This window comes from Paenibacillus sp. sgz302190, assembly GCF_059820445.1.
Window position 1 is genome coordinate 230,391 of the sequence record NZ_JBZYAO010000007.1, and the last position, 17,652, is coordinate 248,042.

Here is a 17,652-nt window from a genome sequence, read left to right on the forward strand (position 1 = left end):
GAGAGCGGCTCTCTTTTTATTGATATACAGTTGTTGACGATTTTGCTTGTGGGCAAGCCAAAACGATGGATCGAGTGAACAAAATTTCATGTTAAGGCATTGTGTTTTTGACAAAATCTTCGTATAATTAAATATGAAATTATGCTAATCAATACTGAACATAATTTCAATTGAGAGCGTAAGGGCGGAAACGTATGAGCGGAGACAAGCTGGAGAAAATCATTGATGCAGCCAGAATGTACTATCAATTGGACTATAGTCAGCAGGATATTGCCAAAAAGCTGGGGGTATCCCGCCCGACGGTATCGCGGTTTTTGCAGCAGGCCAAAGCGGAAGGCATCGTTCAAATAAAAATTATGGACCCTACTGAAAATAACGGCAATCTGGCTTCCCAACTGGAAGAGAAGTTCCAGCTGCAAAAGGCGATTGTCGTCTCGGTTCCCCAGTACGAAGATCCCGTCGTCAAAAAATATTTGGGCGAAGCGGCCGCGGCATATTTGTATGAAATCGTCAAAGACGGCGATACGATCGCGGTTACGTGGGGCACGACTTTATATGAGGTAGCCGTTCAATTGCAGAACAAGCATGTGAGGGACGTATCGGTCGTCCAGCTTAACGGCGGTGTCAGCTACTCGGAGACGAATACGTACGCCTCGGAAATCGTTCATCTTTTTGGCGGGGCGTTCAATACGAATCCGCATTTTTTGCCGCTGCCCGCGATCGTCGATCACGCTGTCGTCAAGCAGGCGATTGAAGCCGACCGGCATATACGCAAAATATTGGATATGGGCAAGAAAGCCAATTTGGCGGTATTTACGGTTGGCGTGCCGACCGAGGATTCCGTTTTGATCAGAGCGAACTATTTTTCCCCGTCCGATTTGGAGATCATTCACGCCAAGGGCGCCGGAGATATTTGCTCCCGGTTCATCGATCTGGAAGGCAATATTTGCAGCGAAGAGCTCGACCGGCGGACGATCGGGATCGATTTGGCGGAGCTGAGAAACAAGGAAAAGTCGATTTTGGTAGCCGGCGGCGTCAAAAAAGTGGATGCCATCCACGGCGCTATCTGCGGGAAGTATACGAATACGTTAATTACGGATCAATTCACGGCAAAATATTTGCTTGAATACCAGTCTTGATCATACAATTCATAGAGCAGTTGAAAAATAGGAGGAGAACAAAATTGGAAGTAAAGGAATGGATCGAACAAACTGTGCAAAAAGTGTTGGCTGAAGCCGGGAGCCAGCCTGCGAATACGGGAACGGCCGGTTCGCAAGGAAACGAAACAGGGCCGGAGATTGCTGCGCTTATCGATCATACGTTGTTGAAGCCCGATGCCTCCAGGGATGAAATTGTAAAGCTGTGCGGCGAAGCCAAGCAATACGAGTTCGCGACGGTTTGCGTGAATCCGCATTGGGTGCCTTTGGCTGCGGCGGAGCTGGCAGGCTCGAAAGTCGGCATTACGACGGTCATCGGATTTCCTCTGGGCGCGACTACGACTTTTGCCAAAATGGCCGAAGCGCGGGACGCTATCGCAAACGGCGCTACCGAAATAGACATGGTCATGAATATCGGCGCGCTCAAATCCGGTGATCTGGACGCCGTGAAAGCGGATATTGAAGGCGTCGTGCTTGCGGGCCGCGGGCAGGCTGTAATCAAGGTCATTTTGGAAACGGGCCTGCTGACTGACGAGGAAAAAGTGAAAGCAAGCCTGCTCAGCAAACTGGCCGGGGCCGATTTTGTCAAAACGTCGACCGGCTTCGGACATGGCGGCGCTACGGCGGCAGACATCGCTTTGATGAGAAAGACCGTAGGCCCGGAAATGGGCGTAAAAGCGTCCGGCGGGGTCAGAGATATCGATACGGCCCGGAAAATTATCGCTGCCGGCGCCACCCGCATCGGAGCCAGCTCCAGCATTGCCATCGTTACCGGAGGCAAAGGCGAAGGATATTAAAAAGAAACAGGCCGATTGCTGCAATCGAGCCTGTTTTTTATTTAAGCAGCGCTGCCGGAAGCGGGCGTCAGCCGATCGTAATTTTGCCTTCCGGGTAGCGGTACAGCTCTTTTTTCGTTTTGGGGGTCAACGTGTAGGCCAGCGTGACAGGTCCGAGACGGCCGATAAACATCAGCGCCATGATCAGTATTTTGCCGAAAGTGGTGAGTTTGGGCGTTAAGCCCAGCGACATGCCTGCCGTGCCGTAGGCGGACGTCACCTCGAACAAAATGCCGAGGAAAGGAAAGCTTTCGGTCGTTGACAGCACCATGGAAGCGACGACGATCACGATAAACGAAAGCAGGGCGAACGTAATGGCTTTGTAGATGCGGTCTTTGGCCATGCGGTGCCGGAACAGGACGATATCCTCTTTGCCGCGGATCATAGCGATCAGTGCGCCTATAAGAATGGCGAAAGTGGTTACTTTAATGCCTCCGCCTGAAGATCCGGGAGCTGCGCCGATGAACATCATAATGATGACAAAAAATTGCGTCGCCTGCCTGAACATGCTAATGTCGACGGTACTCATCCCGGCGGAGCGGGCGGTCACCGACTGGAACAGCGCGCCGAATATTTTGCCTGTTGCCGATAACGGATTCAGCGTCAGCGGGTTCGTATATTCGAATACGAAAATGACAACCGTTCCGATGGCGATCAATCCGCCGGAGACGGACAGCACGACTTTGCTGTGCAGGGTGAGTTTCTTTGTGCTGCGGTAGCTCAAAAGATCGCCGATAACGATAAATCCGACCCCGCCGAGCACAATCAGGACGATTGACACGATATTTATATAAGGATCGTCTACATAATACATCAAACTGCCGGGTCTGTCCGGCATGCCGCTGAACAAGTCGAACCCCGCATTGTTGAAAATGGAAATGCTGTGAAAAACGCCGTAATATACGGCCTGACCCGGCGGCATTTCAAAGAGCCAGCGGATCGACAGCAGGACGGCACCCGACAATTCGATGACCAGAGCGTATACAATCACTTTGCGTATGAGCCGGACGATTCCTTCCGTGGAACCGTGGTTCATCGCTTCCTGCAAAATGAGGCGCTCCTGAAAGGAAATCCGCCTGCGGAAGACGAGGGCGATCAAAGTGGCTACCGTCATAAATCCGATCCCGCCGATTTGCACAAGAACGATGATCACCGCTTGACCGAAAATGGAGTAGTGTTCCCCGATATTGACAAGGGAAAGTCCTGTCACGCAAGTGGCCGATGTCGCCAAAAACAATGCGTCGATATAAGCGGTGCTTGTCCCGTCCGCGGAGGCGATGGGCAAAGACAAAAGCAGGGAGCCGATACAAATAATAGTTAAAAAACCGATGGCTAATACTTGCGGCGGATTCAGCCGGATTCGAAACATGAAGTCTACCTCGCTTGAATGAATTGCGTATTTTAAACATCCAACATGCGATCTATTCTAGTATCCCGGGATTGGATTGTAAAGAAAAAAAGCGGTTTTCACAACATCTTCAAACGAGCGTCCTGCGAAAAAGTTCATAAAAGTTAAAAATGTGCACAAGGCAAATCTTCGAAAATAGCATAAACATGTCCCGAAATTCAGTTTCCTTGGCCGTACGCGCTCTGAAATAATCGGAATTGTACGTGAATATGAAGGAAATGGGGGTAACACATGCAAAAAAGAAAGAACAGATTCTTGTCTATGCTCGTCATCATTGCGCTGGTCGCGGGCTTGTTTCCGTTTGTACCGGCCGTGAACGTATCGGCTGCGGCTGCGGATCCTAATTTGAAGCTGTGGTACAAATTCGACGAGACGAGCGGGACGACGGCCGCGGATTCGTCCGGCAACGGCAACGACGGCACGCTCAGCGCAGGCGCGGCATTTACAGGAACGGGCGCCGTGCAATTGAACGGCTCGACCGGCAGCGTGCAGATGCCTAACAATCTGCTCGCCGGAGTAACGGACGTAACGGTTGCGACGAACGTCTGGGTCGATTCCGCCAATGCCAGACCTTCGTGGATTTTCAGCTTCGGCAGTGCGGCGGATGCCGGTTCCGCAAGCGGCACGAAGTATTTGGGCCTCCTGCCCGCCGACAATGGCAGCGGCAACGGAAGCTTCCGCTTCGCCATTACGACGAACCGCTGGACAGCCGAGCAGGGCGCGGGCCGGAGCGGCAATCCTTTGGCCAAGGGCGCATGGAAAAACATCGCCGTCACGATGGCCAAAAACAGTTCGGACGCTTATTATACGGGGATTTTGTATGAGGACGGCGTCGAAATTGCCAGGAACGCGATGATGACGACTACGCCCAAAGATTTGGGCAATACGGCGTACAATTTTATCGGCAAGCCGGCTTACTCCGGAGACAAATGGTTCAAAGGACAAATCGGCGATTTTCGCCTCTATACCCGCGCTTTGAGCGCGACGGAAATCCGGGGCGTCATGATTGAAAATGTAAGCGACAGCCAGGGCGTGCAGATGGCCAAACAGGTTTTGGATTTGGGCGATCTGTCGGCCGTTAAGGCCAATATCGCGCTTCCGGTTGCGATCGATGGCGGGGTTGCCGTTTCATGGAGCTCCGACCGGCCGGATATCATCGGGAACGACGGTACTGTGCACAGATCTCCGGACGGGGACACTACCGTGCATTTGACGGCCACGATCAGCAAGGGAAGCGCGAGCGACACCAAGACTTTTACGGCAACCGTCCTGCAATTGAAAACGATCGTTTCACTGGATTCCATTTCGTATGCGCTTCCATTCGTCAATGCGACGCACACTACGGTGCTTACGGCTTCCTACCCGGACGGCACGACGGAAGACGTTACTGCCAAAGCGGCGATCGTCTCCTCCGATCCGACAGTCGCGACAGTCGATGCAGCGGGGGTCGTCAAAGGAATCCAACCGGGGACGGCCACGATTACGCTGACGTATCTTGGAAGCGATTACCAGGTTAACGTGAAAGTGGCACAGGAACCTAATTTGAAGCTTTGGTACAAAATGGATGAGACAAGCGGCACGACAGCTGCGGATTCGTCCGGCAACGGCAACAACGGCACGCTCAGTGCAGGCGCGTCTTGGACGGCCGGCAAAGGAACCTTGGGCGCCGTTTCTTTGAACGGGTCGTCGGGGTCCGTGCAAATGCCGAACAACCTGCTCGCTGGAGTTACCAATGTAACCGTCTCAACGAACGTATTCGTAGACCCGGCCAATGCCCGGCCTTCATGGATTTTCAGCTTTGCAAACGTTGCCGACGCCGGTTCTGCAAGCGGTACCAAGTATTTGGGACTTATTCCCGCGGATAACGGCAGCGGCAACGGAAGCTTCCGTTTCAGCATCACGACAGACCGCTGGTCCGCGGAACAAAGCGCATCGCGCAGCGGGGTGCCGCTGGGCACAGGTGTCTGGAAACATATTGCGCTCACAATGTCCAAAAATAGCTCGGACGCGTTTTACACGGGCATTTTGTACGAAGATGGGACGGAAATCGCCAGAAACACGACGATGACGACCACCTCCAAAGATTTGGGCAATACGCTTTATAATTTTATCGGCCGACCCGCTTATTCCGGAGACAAATGGTTTAAAGGAAAAGTTTCCGATTTCCGTCTGTACGACAGGGCGCTCAGTCCGGCGGAAATTAAAGGGATTGCCGCAGAACTGGCGTATCAGGACGTTCTGACGGATCAAGCCCAACTGACGCTGGGCGATATCGGCGCAGTCAAGGCGAAGCTTGCGCTGCCCGGGTCGGGCGCGAACGGTACGGCGATTACGTGGAAATCGGACGACGAATCGACGGTTAACAGCCAAAGCGGAGCCGTCGTTCGCCCGGTACATGGCGCCGGAGACCGCACGGTTACGTTGACGGCCACCTTGGAGAAAGCAGGCTTGAAAGAAACGAAAGCGTTCTCAGTCAAGGTGCTGGAGCAGGCCAGCGATGCCGATTCGGTCGCATGGGACGCGGCTGCCCTAACGCTTGGCGGCGATATCGCTGCGCTCAAGCACGATCTGGCGCTGCCGACGGTCGGGGTGGAGGTTTCCGCGATCTCATGGGCTTCGAGCGACAGCGCGGTCATCAATCCCGCCACAGGCAAGGTGCGCCGCCCGGCCAAAGGATCGCTGAGCGCGATCGTCACGCTGACGGCAACGCTGACCAAAGGTAGCGAGCATGCGCAGAAGACGTTTACCGTGACTATGCCGGCGCAAGAAGCTTATGCGGGCTTCCTGCTTTCGTATTTTAAAGCGGCCGACGAGTCGCTGTATCAGGCGTACAGCCGCGACGGCCTGCATTGGACGACTCTGAACAAGGGCAAAAGCGTGCTCAAAGCCGATGTCGGCAACAAGTCCGTCCGCGATCCGGACATTATTCGCGGCCAGGACGGCGTATACCATTTCCTGTCCACGGATTCATGGACGAGCACGAATTTGCTGATCTACGATTCGACGGATCTTGTTCATTGGACGAACGGCCGGACGGTGCCTTTTGCGCCGGGCAACAGCACGGATGCATGGGCGCCGGAAGCGTATTACGACCCTGCCCACAACAACTACGTGGTGATCTGGTCGTCCAAAGTCCCGGGGAATCCGGTATCCGGCGAGCACAGAGTTTATTACAGAACGACGACTGATTTTGTCAATTTTTCAGCTCCCAAGCTGTTTGCCGATCCGGGCCACGATCAAATCGATTCGACGGTAATCGAAGATAACGGCATTTACTACACGTATTACAAGGATGAAAGAGCGAACGATCCCGCGGCGGCGCCAAGCGGCAAAGGGATCAAGATGGCCGTATCGACGACCGGGCTGACCGGAGCTTATGATACGGCAAGCTATCCGAACGCGGTTATTCCTCCGCAGGTGGAGGGTCCTTCCGTCATCAAATCGCCGACATCCGGCAAATGGTATATGTACGTGGACGGATTCAACAACGGAACATATACCGGATACAGCGCCACCGATTTGGCATCGGGGAACTGGACGCTTATGAATGCTGCCGATTACCAGCTTCCGACTGGCGTGCGGCACGGCAATATAATGGAAATCACGGAAGAGGAGATTCAAAAGCTTCTCGCCGGTTATGCGACCTTGACGGACATTCCGGCCATCGATCTGACCATCGACGTCGGAGATCCCTTGAATTTGCCGGCGGCCGTGGACGCCACGTTCAGCGACGGAACGGTCAGCCGCGTCAATGTGACCTGGGACGCCGTCGATCCGAGCCTGTACCAGACGGCCGGAAGCTTTGAAGTAGCGGGCAAAGTGGCGGATTCGGCCCTCAAGGCGAAAGCCAGAGTGACGGTAGGCGCTCCTGTCATCAAGCGTCCGGCCGGAGTCAGCGTTGCCGCGAACGCGTCGGACTCGATGAGCCTTGTGTGGAATGCCGTTCCGGGAGCAACCGGCTATAACATCTACCGGTCGTCCCAGCTTTACGGGACGTATACACGCGTGAATGCGTCGCCGGTAGCGGCAAACGCTTTTACGGACACAGGCTTGAGCGCAAGCACCACGTATTATTATGCGGTGTCCGCGGTAAGCGCGGCAGGCGAGTCGGCCAAATCCGACAGCACCGTCGCCAGAACAGGGTCTGCTTCGATCGACAGCGGCACATTCTGGTATGACAACAACGGCAATAAAATCCAGGCCCATGGCGGCGGCATCATCAAAGTGGGCGATACGTATTACTGGTTCGGCGAAGACAAGTCTACGGATCAGGCGCATTTTTACAACATCAAGGTTTACGCGTCCAAAGATTTGAAAAGCTGGACGTTCAGGAACAACGTGCTTACGACGACGTCCAAAGACCGGAACGGCAATCCGGCTGCGGATCTCGCAAACAGCAACATCGAGCGGCCCAAAGTGATTTATAACGAGGCTGCTCGTAAATACGTGCTGTGGATGCACTATGAAAATGCGACGGATTACGGCTTGGCCCGGGTGGCCGTAGCTACCTCCGACACGGTCGACGGGGATTACACGTACATCGCCAGCTTCAGGCCGAATCCCGCCGATCCGGATCACACGGCGCCTTCGGTCGGCAACGATTCGCGGGATATGACCGTATTCAAGGACGATGACGGTTCGGCATACCTGATCTCATCGTCGAGCGTGAATGCCGATATGATTTTGTACCAGCTTACGGACGATTATTTAGGCATTAAAAAGCAGATAGGCAAAATATATACGGGCCCTTACCGGGAAGCCCCGGCCATCGTGAAAAAAGACGGCATCTATTACCTGATCACGTCAGGAGCAAGCGGCTGGTATCCGAATCAGGCGATGTATTCGACCACGACGAACATTCAGGATATCGCTTCCTGGACGCCGCTCGCGAACTTGGGCAATTCCTCCGCTTTTTATTCGCAATCGTCGTATATTGTGACGGTCGAAGGAAGCGAGAAAACGTCGTACTTGTTGTACTCGGACAGGTGGGTCCCTTCCAAATTAGGCGATTCCACGTATATTTGGCTGCCTCTGACCTTGAACGGCACCAGTGCGTCCATGGATTATTATGACAGCTTCCTGCTGGACGCGGCGGCGGGCACGATCACGATTCCGCCGTCGAATCCGCTCATTTCGCAAGGGAAGCCGGCAACGGCAAAATCGGCAGCCTCAGGCTATCCGGCGACGAATGCGAATGACGGCAGCTACGGCACAAGCTGGGTATCTTCCGGCAACTATAACTGGCCGCAATGGTGGCGGGTTGACCTTGGCGCCAATTACGACCTGAGCAATATTCAAATATCGTGGTTCATGGTGAAGGGCTCGGAAGCCTATTACAAGTACAAAATCGAAACGAGCACCGACGATGTCAACTACACGGTCGCGCTCGACAGAACGAATAATACGACCTACGGATTTACGTCCGACAAGCTTACGGGCAAAGCCAGGTACGTCAGAGTCAATATGGTCGATGCCGTGCTGTGGAACAATCCGAACAACAACTGGTATACGCCGCAATTGGCGGAAGTCAAAGTGTTCGGCACGCTGGACGCCAAGCCGTCAGGACTTGCGGCGGGAACAGTGACTTCGTCATCGGCACAGCTTGGCTGGGATGCGCTTCCCGAAGCGTCGGGCTACAACGTATACCGATCCGCGATTGCGGACGGAACGTACGTGTTGACGAACGCTTCGCCGGTGCAGGGGAACTCCTACACCGACGCCGCTCTGAAGCCTGCGACGACTTACTACTATAAAGTGGCCGCTATTGTCGATGGTGCGGAGACCGGCAAATCGGATGCCGTTTCCGTAACTACCGAAGCTATGGCCGGGCCATCCGCACCGACTGGCCTCAGTGCATCGGCGTTCGGCACGAGCGCGATCCAGCTGTCGTGGAACGCTGTGGCAGGCTCGGATGCGTCGGTAACGTACAACGTGTACCGTTCGATGGCTGCAGACGGCGTCTATGTAAAAATCAATGCGTCGGCGCTGCCGGCGAACTCTTATCTCGACACCGGCCTGAGCGCAGGGACGACGTATTACTACAAGGTGACGGCTGTGGGCGTCGCCGGGGAATCGGCGTTGTCGGCCGCTGCCGGAGCAACGACTGAAGCTGTAGTCGTGCCGGGAGCGCCAGCAGCCCCGACAGGCCTGAACGCGACAGCGTTCGGCCCGGGCGCGATTCAGCTGTCGTGGAACGCTGCGGCAGGCTCGGATGCGACGGTGACGTACAACGTGTACCATTCCGCGACAGCCGACGGTGTCTACGTGAAAGTCAACGCAGTTGCGCTGCCCGCGAATTCTTATCTCGACACGGGCCTGAGCGCAGGGACGGCGTACTTCTACAAGGTGACGGCTGTGAACAGCGCCGGGGAATCGGCATTATCGGCCCTTGCCGGAGCAACGACCGATGCTATAGTCCTGCCGGGAGCGCCGCCGGCCCCGACAGGCCTCAGCGCGACAGCGTTTGGCACGAGCGCGATCCAATTGTCTTGGAACGCTGTGGCAGGCTCGGATGCGACGGTGACGTACAACGTGTACCGTTCCGCGACTGCTGACGGTATCTATTTCAAAGTCAACGCGGTTGCGTTGGCCGCGAACTCTTATCTTGACACGGGCTTGAGCGCAGGGACGGCGTATTATTACAAGGTGACGGCGGTCAATGCATATGGGGAGTCGCTTGTATCGGAGCGCGCTTTGGCTGTGACACAAAGCAGCGGCGACCATGGCGGCAGCGATAGCGGAAGCGGCAATGGAACCGGCAGCGCAAATAGTCAAGGCGGCGATCCAAAAGCGGACCAACCGGGCACCGTAACCGTATCGCCTGATCGGCTGCATCCGGGAACGGACGGCAAAGTCAAGGTAGAAGTAAAGGCTCAAACTTCCGAAGTGAAGCTGCCTGCGAATACCGCGGACCTGCTGACCGGGAACAAGCTGGAGGTAAAAGCGGGTGGGCTGTCATTGTCCATACCGTCCGAACTGTTCAAGCAGCTGGCAGGCATGGCTGCCGCAGAGGATAGCCGGAACGGCAGCATCTCGCTGAAGTTCAAATCCTTGCCGGCGCAGGACATTCAACATGCGATAACCAAAGGCCAAACGGCCGGACAGCAGCAAATCAAGCTTGCCGGAGAAGTCTACGAGCTTAGCTTGACCCTTACATCGCCAGACGGCAAAACAGTCAGTTTGACGAAATTCAATCAGCCGATTACCGTCCGCTTCAAAGTGAGTGCGTCCGCAGATCCGAAATTGACCGGCATTTATTACATCGCTGACGACGGAAGCATGGAATATGTCGGCGGAACGTACGATAACGGCGAGATGGTTGCGGAGATTCACCATTTCAGCAAATATGTGCTGCTGGAAGTAACCAAGACGTTTACCGATGTACCCGGTACGCATTGGGCCAGCAAGGTGATCAGGGAGCTGGCGGCGAAACAAATCGTAGCCGGCACCGGGGCCGCCGTGTTCGAACCTGAACGCAGCGTGAACCGCGCCGAGTTTACCGCGCTTTTGGTGCGGGCGATGAAGCTGACCGGAGCCGGAACCGTGTCATTCGCAGACGTGCCGGGCAATGCCTGGTACGCGCAGGACCTTGCGGCCGCGGTAAAAGCAGGCGTTGTCAACGGCAAGAGCAGCGAGCTTTTCGCGCCGGACGCTTCGATTACCCGCGAGGAAATGGTCGCGATGATGCTGCGGGCTTACAACGCCGTTCACGGTGAGGCTTCCGCAGGCCAGGCCGGCGCTTCGTTTGCGGATGAATCGCACATTTCATCCTGGGCTGCACCGTATGTGCATACGGCTGCGGCGATGCATCTGATTCAAGGCCGCGAGTCGGGCCAATTCGACCCGCAGGGAATCGCCACCCGGGCGGAAGCGGCGCAAGTTATCTACAACCTGCTGAATCCGTGAGATAAACCTTTATCGAGGTCTTTCGAAGATGAGCGACCGCGGTTAGAGGTAGGTTTATTCGCCAATAAGAATGCTGTTCTACGCGCTTTAGCGCTGTAAGAACTTAAACATTCTTATGTGGTAAAAAAAGTTGGACCGCCCATCAAGGGCGGTCCAACTTTTTTACGTTCCGTCTTCCGACGAGATCCCGGCGGATTGCGTGTGCTGCCGGCGGAAATCGTTCGGCGTGATGCCGTTGTACTTTTTGAACTTTCTGTAAAAGTACGAATCGCTCGTAAATCCGGTCTTTTCCGCGATTTCCGCCACCGAGAGGGAACTGTGCATGAGCAGTTCTTTCGATTTGTTCATCCGCACGTCCTGGATGACATCCGTAAGCGCTACCAGCGTATGCTGTTTATACAGCCTGCTGATGTAAATAGGCGACATATCAAGCTCGTCGGCTATGGAGTTCAGGGACAGGTTCTGATTGGCGTAATCTCTCTCGATGATGTCGTTCATTTTTTTAATCAATTCCACATGCTTCGTGCTTCTTTTTTCATCCAGCTTTTTGTGCAGCTGCTCGAACAAGCGGTAAAACTGCGCGTTGATTTCCTCGATCGTTTCCACTTGATTCAGCGAAGCGATCGTCGTATCGAGATAGAGCGGAATTGACATTGCGTTGTTTTTATTGATCGTATTAAGCACGTTATTAACGGTCAGCGTTAAATGCGATATGGCCAACTGCACGACGGAGTAAGGAAATTCGGCGGTTTCGCGCACGATTTCCGCGTAAATGGCTTCAGCTTCGGCGGAATCCCCGGTCATCAGGCTGTCGACCAGCTGTTTTTCCTTTTGCACGGGGAATTTGTATTCTTTGGACCGGTAGCCCATAACTTCCTCCGAACGGATGATGCAGCCGCGGCCTCTGAACAGCCTGTGGTACGAAGCTTCCAGCAGTTGTTTGTAAAGAAGGATGCACTGGCCGGCATTATCCTGCAACGGGCCGATCGTGATGGAAACCGACAGCTTGAGATAGGCGGCAATGGACGTTTGCATTTTGTGCAGCATATCAGTGAAAGCGTCTTGATCCCAGACGAAGTCGGAGTTCTGCGCGGAGAGCAGCAGCAGAATGTGATCGTCTCCCATGTCGATCCCTTCGGCTTCAAAATAAGCGGAAACTCCAATTTCCGAACATATGTTCATCACCGCATACCGCAGCAGCTTGAACTGATCCTGAAATTTATCGGTATTGTCGGCAAAATGATCGATCTTCACCATAATGAGCAAAGACGGGTGCCCGATGTTGACTTTTGAACCAAAATAACGCAATTTTTCCTGCAGCGCGACGGGATGGTACACTTCTCTGCCCATAATAATATTTCTCAGGAAATCTTGCCGCAATATTTGCAAATTGTCGCGTTTCTCGATTTCCAGCGTTTTCAATTTGCGGATGACTTTATCGATCGGATCGAACAGTCTACGCGACGTGAAAATGGAAATCAACAGGCCGGCAAGCAGAATCGTTGCGCTGATGTAGATCGTTTTCGTCCTCATGCTCGTAATTTCTTGCGTGATGACCGAGTACGGGGTCGTGCGAACGTACCGCCAGCCTAGCGAATCCGGCGCCGTGTAGGTAATGAGCGATTTGACGCCGTCAATGGTGTCGACAACATATCCCGGTGACGATGCGTCGGCTGTAATTTTCGCAATGTAGCTTTTATCCGCATAGCTGGTCAATATCGGGTTGTCGCCATCCGTGGACAGCAGCACGCCGTCTTTGTTAATGATGAACTCTTTGCTGGAGCGGTTGTTCGCCACGCTTTTCAAATATTTATTGAAAAAAGATTCCGAAATGTTAACGATAACGGCGGAATTGAGCGTTTTGTTAATGTTGATGGCGTCGTAGCACAAATAGGAATAAATGCCGACCTTCGGAGCTCCCGGCAGCCCGTTTACTCCCGGATTATACGCCCTGGGTATCGGCAGAAAAGGCGTGTAATCCTGAAAATGGTCCAAAATTTCCACCATGCTTTGATCGCCCAACTGCGATTTGGTCTGGGTTCCGCTCTGAAAATTGTTGGAGCTTACGTAGAAAAGTTCCGATTTGCCGTTATACACGTAGATCGAATCGATGAAAGGCATGGCCAGACGGTAATTGTTCAACTGTTCCATAGCGCTGGTTACATCGTAAATATCAGGCTTGTCATAAAAGAGCAGCTTGGAAACAACGAAATCCCGGTAAATTTGAAACGATAGGGAGGTAGCAGTTTCCGTCACTTTTAAAATTTCCTGACTGGTCTGCATCAGGCTGTTCGAGTCGGATTCATACACCTGCTTTAGCGCGATATTATCGAAATTAACATAAAGAATCGTTGAGGATACAAGCAAGGTAACGACGATGCACAAAATGATGCTGATTAAAATATTGCGGTACACGTTCTTGTTGTCTTGCGTACGCTCTCTCATGTAACCACCCCCCCCTTACTCGTAGAAAAGTATATCGTACCTATTTTGCTCTTGCAATGGAAATCGGATGGGCCGAAGGGCGGGAATGGCGCCAAAAAGCTGAAAAATCCATGAATGTTTAAAATGTGCATACCCGGAAAAGCCGCCAAATCTGCAAATAATTCATGTTTGGTCGCATATATTCAGTTTCGCTGACGGATTTGTTCCGTATATAATTCGAACATGACCCGCAGATATCGACGCAATTAAATTTTCTTAGTAGGGAGGCTTTTCAGCATGGTGCGAAAGAATGGGTTCTTGTACGAGCTAAACAAAAACAAAATTTTGTTTCTCATGATAGCGCCAACGTTATTGTTTTTCTTCATCAATTCATATGTGCCGATGGTGGGTATTTACTTCGCCTTTACCCGGTTCGATTTCAACGGGGGGCTGTTCGGAAGTCCGTTTGTCGGGCTGGATAATTTCAAATTTCTTTGGAATTCGGGAGCGCTGTGGACACTGACGAGAAATACGGTCGCTTACAATCTTGCTTTCATTGTGTTTGTGAACGTAGCCGCGATTTTCTGTTCCATTATGTTAAGCGAGATGAGAGGCAAGTGGTTTAAGAAAATAACGCAATCCGTCATGTTTTTGCCTTACTTCATTTCGTTCGTATTATTGAATGCGATCGCTTATAACATGTTCAACTACGATACGGGCTTTGTGAATACGACGCTCAAGGGGCTCGGCTCCAATCCGGTCGATATTTACAATACGCCTGTCGCATGGATCTTCTTGCTGGTCGCCTTTTACGTATGGAAAAACTTGGGTTACACGATGGTCATTTATCTCGCTTCCATTACGGGGATCAGCGACGAATACTATGAAGCCGCGAAAATCGACGGCGCGAACATCTTCCAGAGAATCTGGTACATTACGCTGCCGATGCTGAAGCCGACCTTCATTATTTTGCTTCTGTTCGCTTTGGGCAGCATTATGAAAGGCCAGTTCGACCTGTTCTATCAGCTCATCGGCAACAACGGGATTTTGTACAATACGACGGACATTCTGGATACTTACGTATTCCGTTCGCTTAAAGTGACGTTCGACATCGGCATGGCGACTTCGGCCGGATTGTTCCAATCCTTGTTCGGATTTGTTTTGATCATGACGGTAAACTACTTCATTAAAAAATCGAACGAAGAATACGCGCTTTTCTAGGAGGTGGCCGCATTGAAAATCAAGACTATTGATTCTACGTTGTTCAATATCATCGCATATTTGATTATTATCGGCCTTTCGATCATCTGTATCTTTCCGTTTCTTCTGCTGCTGTCGGGGTCGTTCACGGATAACGAATCGATTGTCCGTGACGGCTATCATTTGATCCCGAAGGTGTACTCGCTGGCAGCGTATGATGCCGTACTGACGTTTCCGCAAAAAATATTGAAGGCTTACGGGGTAACGATCTTCGTTACGGTCGTCGGAACAACGCTAGGACTGTTCATGATGACGATGGCCGGATACGTGCTGCAGAGAAAAGATTTCAAATACCGCAACCAGCTGTCCTTCTACATCTATTTTACAACGCTGTTTGGCGGAGGGCTTGTGCCTTGGTACATTATGATAACCAAATATTTGCAGCTGACCGATAGTTTCGCGGCGCTCATCTTCCCGGGGTTGATGACGCCATTCCTGATCATATTAATGAGAAGCTTCATTAAATCGGCGGTTCCCGACGAGCTTACGGAGTCATCGAAGATCGACGGAGCCAACGATTTTACGATCTATTACCGCGTGGTGCTGCCGCTGGCGATGCCAGGTATCGCGACAGTAGGCTTGTTCCTGGCATTGCAATATTGGAACGGCTGGTTCTCGACTTCCCTGTTCATCAACGACCCGAATAAATATGAGCTGCAGTATTTCCTGTACGACATCATTAATACCGCTTCAGCCGTTTCGCAGCTGGGCACAAGCACCGGGGTGTCGTTCGGGCAGGAAATTCCTACGGAATCCACCAAGCTCGCCATGGCGATGATTGTTACCGGTCCGATCCTCTTTTTGTATCCGTTCGTGCAAAGGTTTTTCGTCAAAGGATTAACGATTGGCGCTGTCAAAGGTTAGAACTGAACCGGATTCGATCCGTCAGCTAACATATATCATTCATAATAAAAAGGGAGGATTTGCATGAAAAGCAAAACAAAAAAAATGTACAGCGCATCGCTGGCGCTGGCACTTGCAGGCTCCGTCGTTGCCGGCTGCAGCAGCTCTACCGCACCCGCAGCCAGCCCGGCGGCAGGAGGTCAGGCATCGCCTGCGTCTTCCGCAGCCGCGGGGTCGACAGGACTGGATACTTCGAAGAAAGTCGAATTGCAGTTTTATATGTTAGGCCCTGCTCCTAAGGATCTTCCGGTTATCGAAGAAGAAATCAACAAAATGGCGCTCAAGGACTTGAACGCGACCGTCAAATTTAATTTCACGACGTGGACCGACTGGGATCAAAAATACAAGCTGCTCCTGTCATCCGGCCAGCCGATCGACCTGATTTTCACAGCCGAATGGACACAGTATCAAGCCTATGCGAAAAAAGGAGCGTTCCTGCCGCTGGACGACCTGCTTCCTAAAGCAGCTCCCAAATTGAACAGCTTCGTGCCGAAAGATATGTGGGATGCCGTTAAAATCGACGGAAAAATTTACACCGTTCCCGCCACATACAAAGAGTACGTGACAACAGGCTTTATATGGCGCGAAGATCTACGTGCGAAATTTAATTTGCCGAAGCCGGACTCGCTGGCCAACTTTGAAGCTTACCTGGACGGCATCAAGAAAAACGTGCCGGACATTACGCCTCTGGCGGCAAACAGCGACGTGAGGCAGAACCTGTCCGATTTGTACAAAAACTTGACGATCGATCCGATCGGAGCGGTTCCTTACGGTCTTCAAATTCCTTATAAAAACCCTACGGAAGTCACTTCTTACTGGGGTTCGCCTGAACACTTGAAAGAGCTGCAAACTTACAAAAGATGGCAAGACAACGGTTACATGACGAAAAACGTCCTGAACGTGAAGGATTCGATGACAGACCTGATCACCAACGGCAAGGCCGCAGCCAACTTGGGCGACAATCCGAGCCGTTATAACGATCAGAAGATTAAAATCGCTGCCGCCCATCCGGATTGGCAAATCGAATACTACCCGGCTCCTCTGATCAAAGGACATGCAGAGCCGGTGCATCCGATCCACAACGGTTTTGCGATTCCGAAAAGCAGCAAAAATCCGGAGAGAGCGCTTGCTTTCTACGAAAAATTGGTTACTGATAAATCGTACAATCTGTTGACGCAGTATGGTATTGAAAACAAGAACTACAAGGTCGAAAACGGTTACTACACGATGATCGGCGATGCGAACAGCAACGGCTTCCCAAGAGAAGGCATGCAAAGCTGGGCTTGGAGAAATCCGGAGTACATGTTGTTTGACAAAGGCTACGACGGCGTTAAAAAGATTTTCCAAGAGTTGGACAAAATCCAGTCTCCTGACAAGTTTACCGGCTTTGCCGAAGACTACACCAGCTATCAGGCGGAGAAAGCCGCTTTGGAGCAAGTTGAGAAGCAATACCTGTATCCTTTGGAAGCGGGCCTTGTAGCGGATGTAGAAGGCGGACTCAAAACATTTATGGAAAAAGCGAAAGCGGCCGGCTTGGATAAAATCCAGGCGGAATACAAAAAACAATGGCTGGAATACGTGAAAAACCAAGGAATTAAATAGTTCGGAACGCTTAGGGGCGCGCAGCCGATTGTCATCCTGTATGACAGTTGCTTGCGCGCCTCTGTCATTTTTTTCTGCATAAGTCTACAAAAAACAAAGGAATTTGACACCGCTGAATGGAAATAGTACATCAGAACTAAGATGCAGGGGTAAGCAG

Annotated in this window: 8 protein-coding genes; 6 read left to right on the forward strand and 2 right to left on the reverse strand. The window is 52.3% G+C overall.

Annotation, left to right across the window (positions count from 1 at the left end; genetic code table 11):
* The first annotated feature begins 194 nt into the window (after positions 1–194).
* Both deoR and deoC read left to right on the forward strand, forming a co-directional pair.
* The gene (gene deoR, locus AC6RNO_RS11265; RefSeq protein ID WP_474686071.1) at positions 195–1,139 is read left to right on the forward strand and encodes a DNA-binding transcriptional repressor DeoR; all 945 of its coding nucleotides are present in this window, start codon (positions 195–197) and stop codon (positions 1,137–1,139) included.
* 158 nt (positions 1,140–1,297) lie between these two features.
* Positions 1,298–1,954: a deoxyribose-phosphate aldolase gene (deoC, locus tag AC6RNO_RS11270; RefSeq protein ID WP_497105516.1), complete on the forward strand. Its 657-nt coding sequence runs from the start codon at positions 1,298–1,300 to the stop codon at positions 1,952–1,954.
* A 67-nt stretch (positions 1,955–2,021) separates the two neighbouring features.
* Here the strand turns inward: deoC and AC6RNO_RS11275 are convergent, their stop codons facing one another.
* Complete coding sequence (locus AC6RNO_RS11275) at positions 2,022–3,362, reverse strand: TrkH family potassium uptake protein (RefSeq protein WP_474686073.1); 1,341 nt, start codon at positions 3,360–3,362, stop codon at positions 2,022–2,024.
* A 270-nt stretch (positions 3,363–3,632) separates the two neighbouring features.
* Here AC6RNO_RS11275 and AC6RNO_RS11280 point away from each other — a divergent pair, with 270 nt between their 5' ends.
* On the forward strand, positions 3,633–11,306 hold the full coding sequence (locus tag AC6RNO_RS11280) for an immunoglobulin-like domain-containing protein (RefSeq protein WP_497105503.1): 7,674 nt from the start codon (positions 3,633–3,635) through the stop codon (positions 11,304–11,306).
* A gap of 162 nt (positions 11,307–11,468) precedes the next feature.
* Here AC6RNO_RS11280 and AC6RNO_RS11285 read toward each other — a convergent pair whose 3' ends face one another.
* Positions 11,469–13,751 (reverse strand): helix-turn-helix domain-containing protein, encoded by a 2,283-nt coding sequence (locus tag AC6RNO_RS11285; RefSeq protein ID WP_474686077.1) that lies wholly within the window; start codon positions 13,749–13,751, stop codon positions 11,469–11,471.
* Between the two features lie 276 nt (positions 13,752–14,027).
* Between AC6RNO_RS11285 and AC6RNO_RS11290 the strand changes: the two genes are divergently transcribed.
* The 3 genes from AC6RNO_RS11290 (at position 14,028) to AC6RNO_RS11300 (ending at position 17,495) form a co-directional block, all read left to right on the forward strand.
* Positions 14,028–14,951: an ABC transporter permease gene (locus AC6RNO_RS11290; RefSeq protein WP_474686079.1), complete on the forward strand. Its 924-nt coding sequence runs from the start codon at positions 14,028–14,030 to the stop codon at positions 14,949–14,951.
* A 12-nt stretch (positions 14,952–14,963) separates the two neighbouring features.
* Entirely contained in the window at positions 14,964–15,854 is an 891-nt protein-coding gene (locus tag AC6RNO_RS11295) for a carbohydrate ABC transporter permease (protein WP_474686081.1), read from the forward strand.
* 63 nt (positions 15,855–15,917) lie between these two features.
* Positions 15,918–17,495 carry an extracellular solute-binding protein gene (locus tag AC6RNO_RS11300; RefSeq protein WP_474686083.1) on the forward strand — a complete coding sequence of 526 codons (1,578 nt, stop codon included), beginning with the start codon at positions 15,918–15,920 and terminating at the stop codon, positions 17,493–17,495.
* Positions 17,496–17,652 lie beyond the last annotated feature (157 nt).

Excerpts from the sequence above, each read along its gene's own strand:
- deoR (WP_474686071.1), top strand. The coding sequence starts at position 195 with ATGAGCGGAGACAAGCTGGAGAAAATCATTGATGCAGCCAGAATGTAC.
- AC6RNO_RS11275 (WP_474686073.1), bottom strand. The coding sequence starts at position 3,362 with ATGTTTCGAATCCGGCTGAATCCGCCGCAAGTATTAGCCATCGGTTTT.
- AC6RNO_RS11280 (WP_497105503.1), top strand. The coding sequence starts at position 3,633 with ATGCAAAAAAGAAAGAACAGATTCTTGTCTATGCTCGTCATCATTGCG.
- AC6RNO_RS11285 (WP_474686077.1), bottom strand. The coding sequence starts at position 13,751 with ATGAGAGAGCGTACGCAAGACAACAAGAACGTGTACCGCAATATTTTA.
- AC6RNO_RS11290 (WP_474686079.1), top strand. The coding sequence starts at position 14,028 with ATGGTGCGAAAGAATGGGTTCTTGTACGAGCTAAACAAAAACAAAATT.
- AC6RNO_RS11300 (WP_474686083.1), top strand. The coding sequence starts at position 15,918 with ATGAAAAGCAAAACAAAAAAAATGTACAGCGCATCGCTGGCGCTGGCA.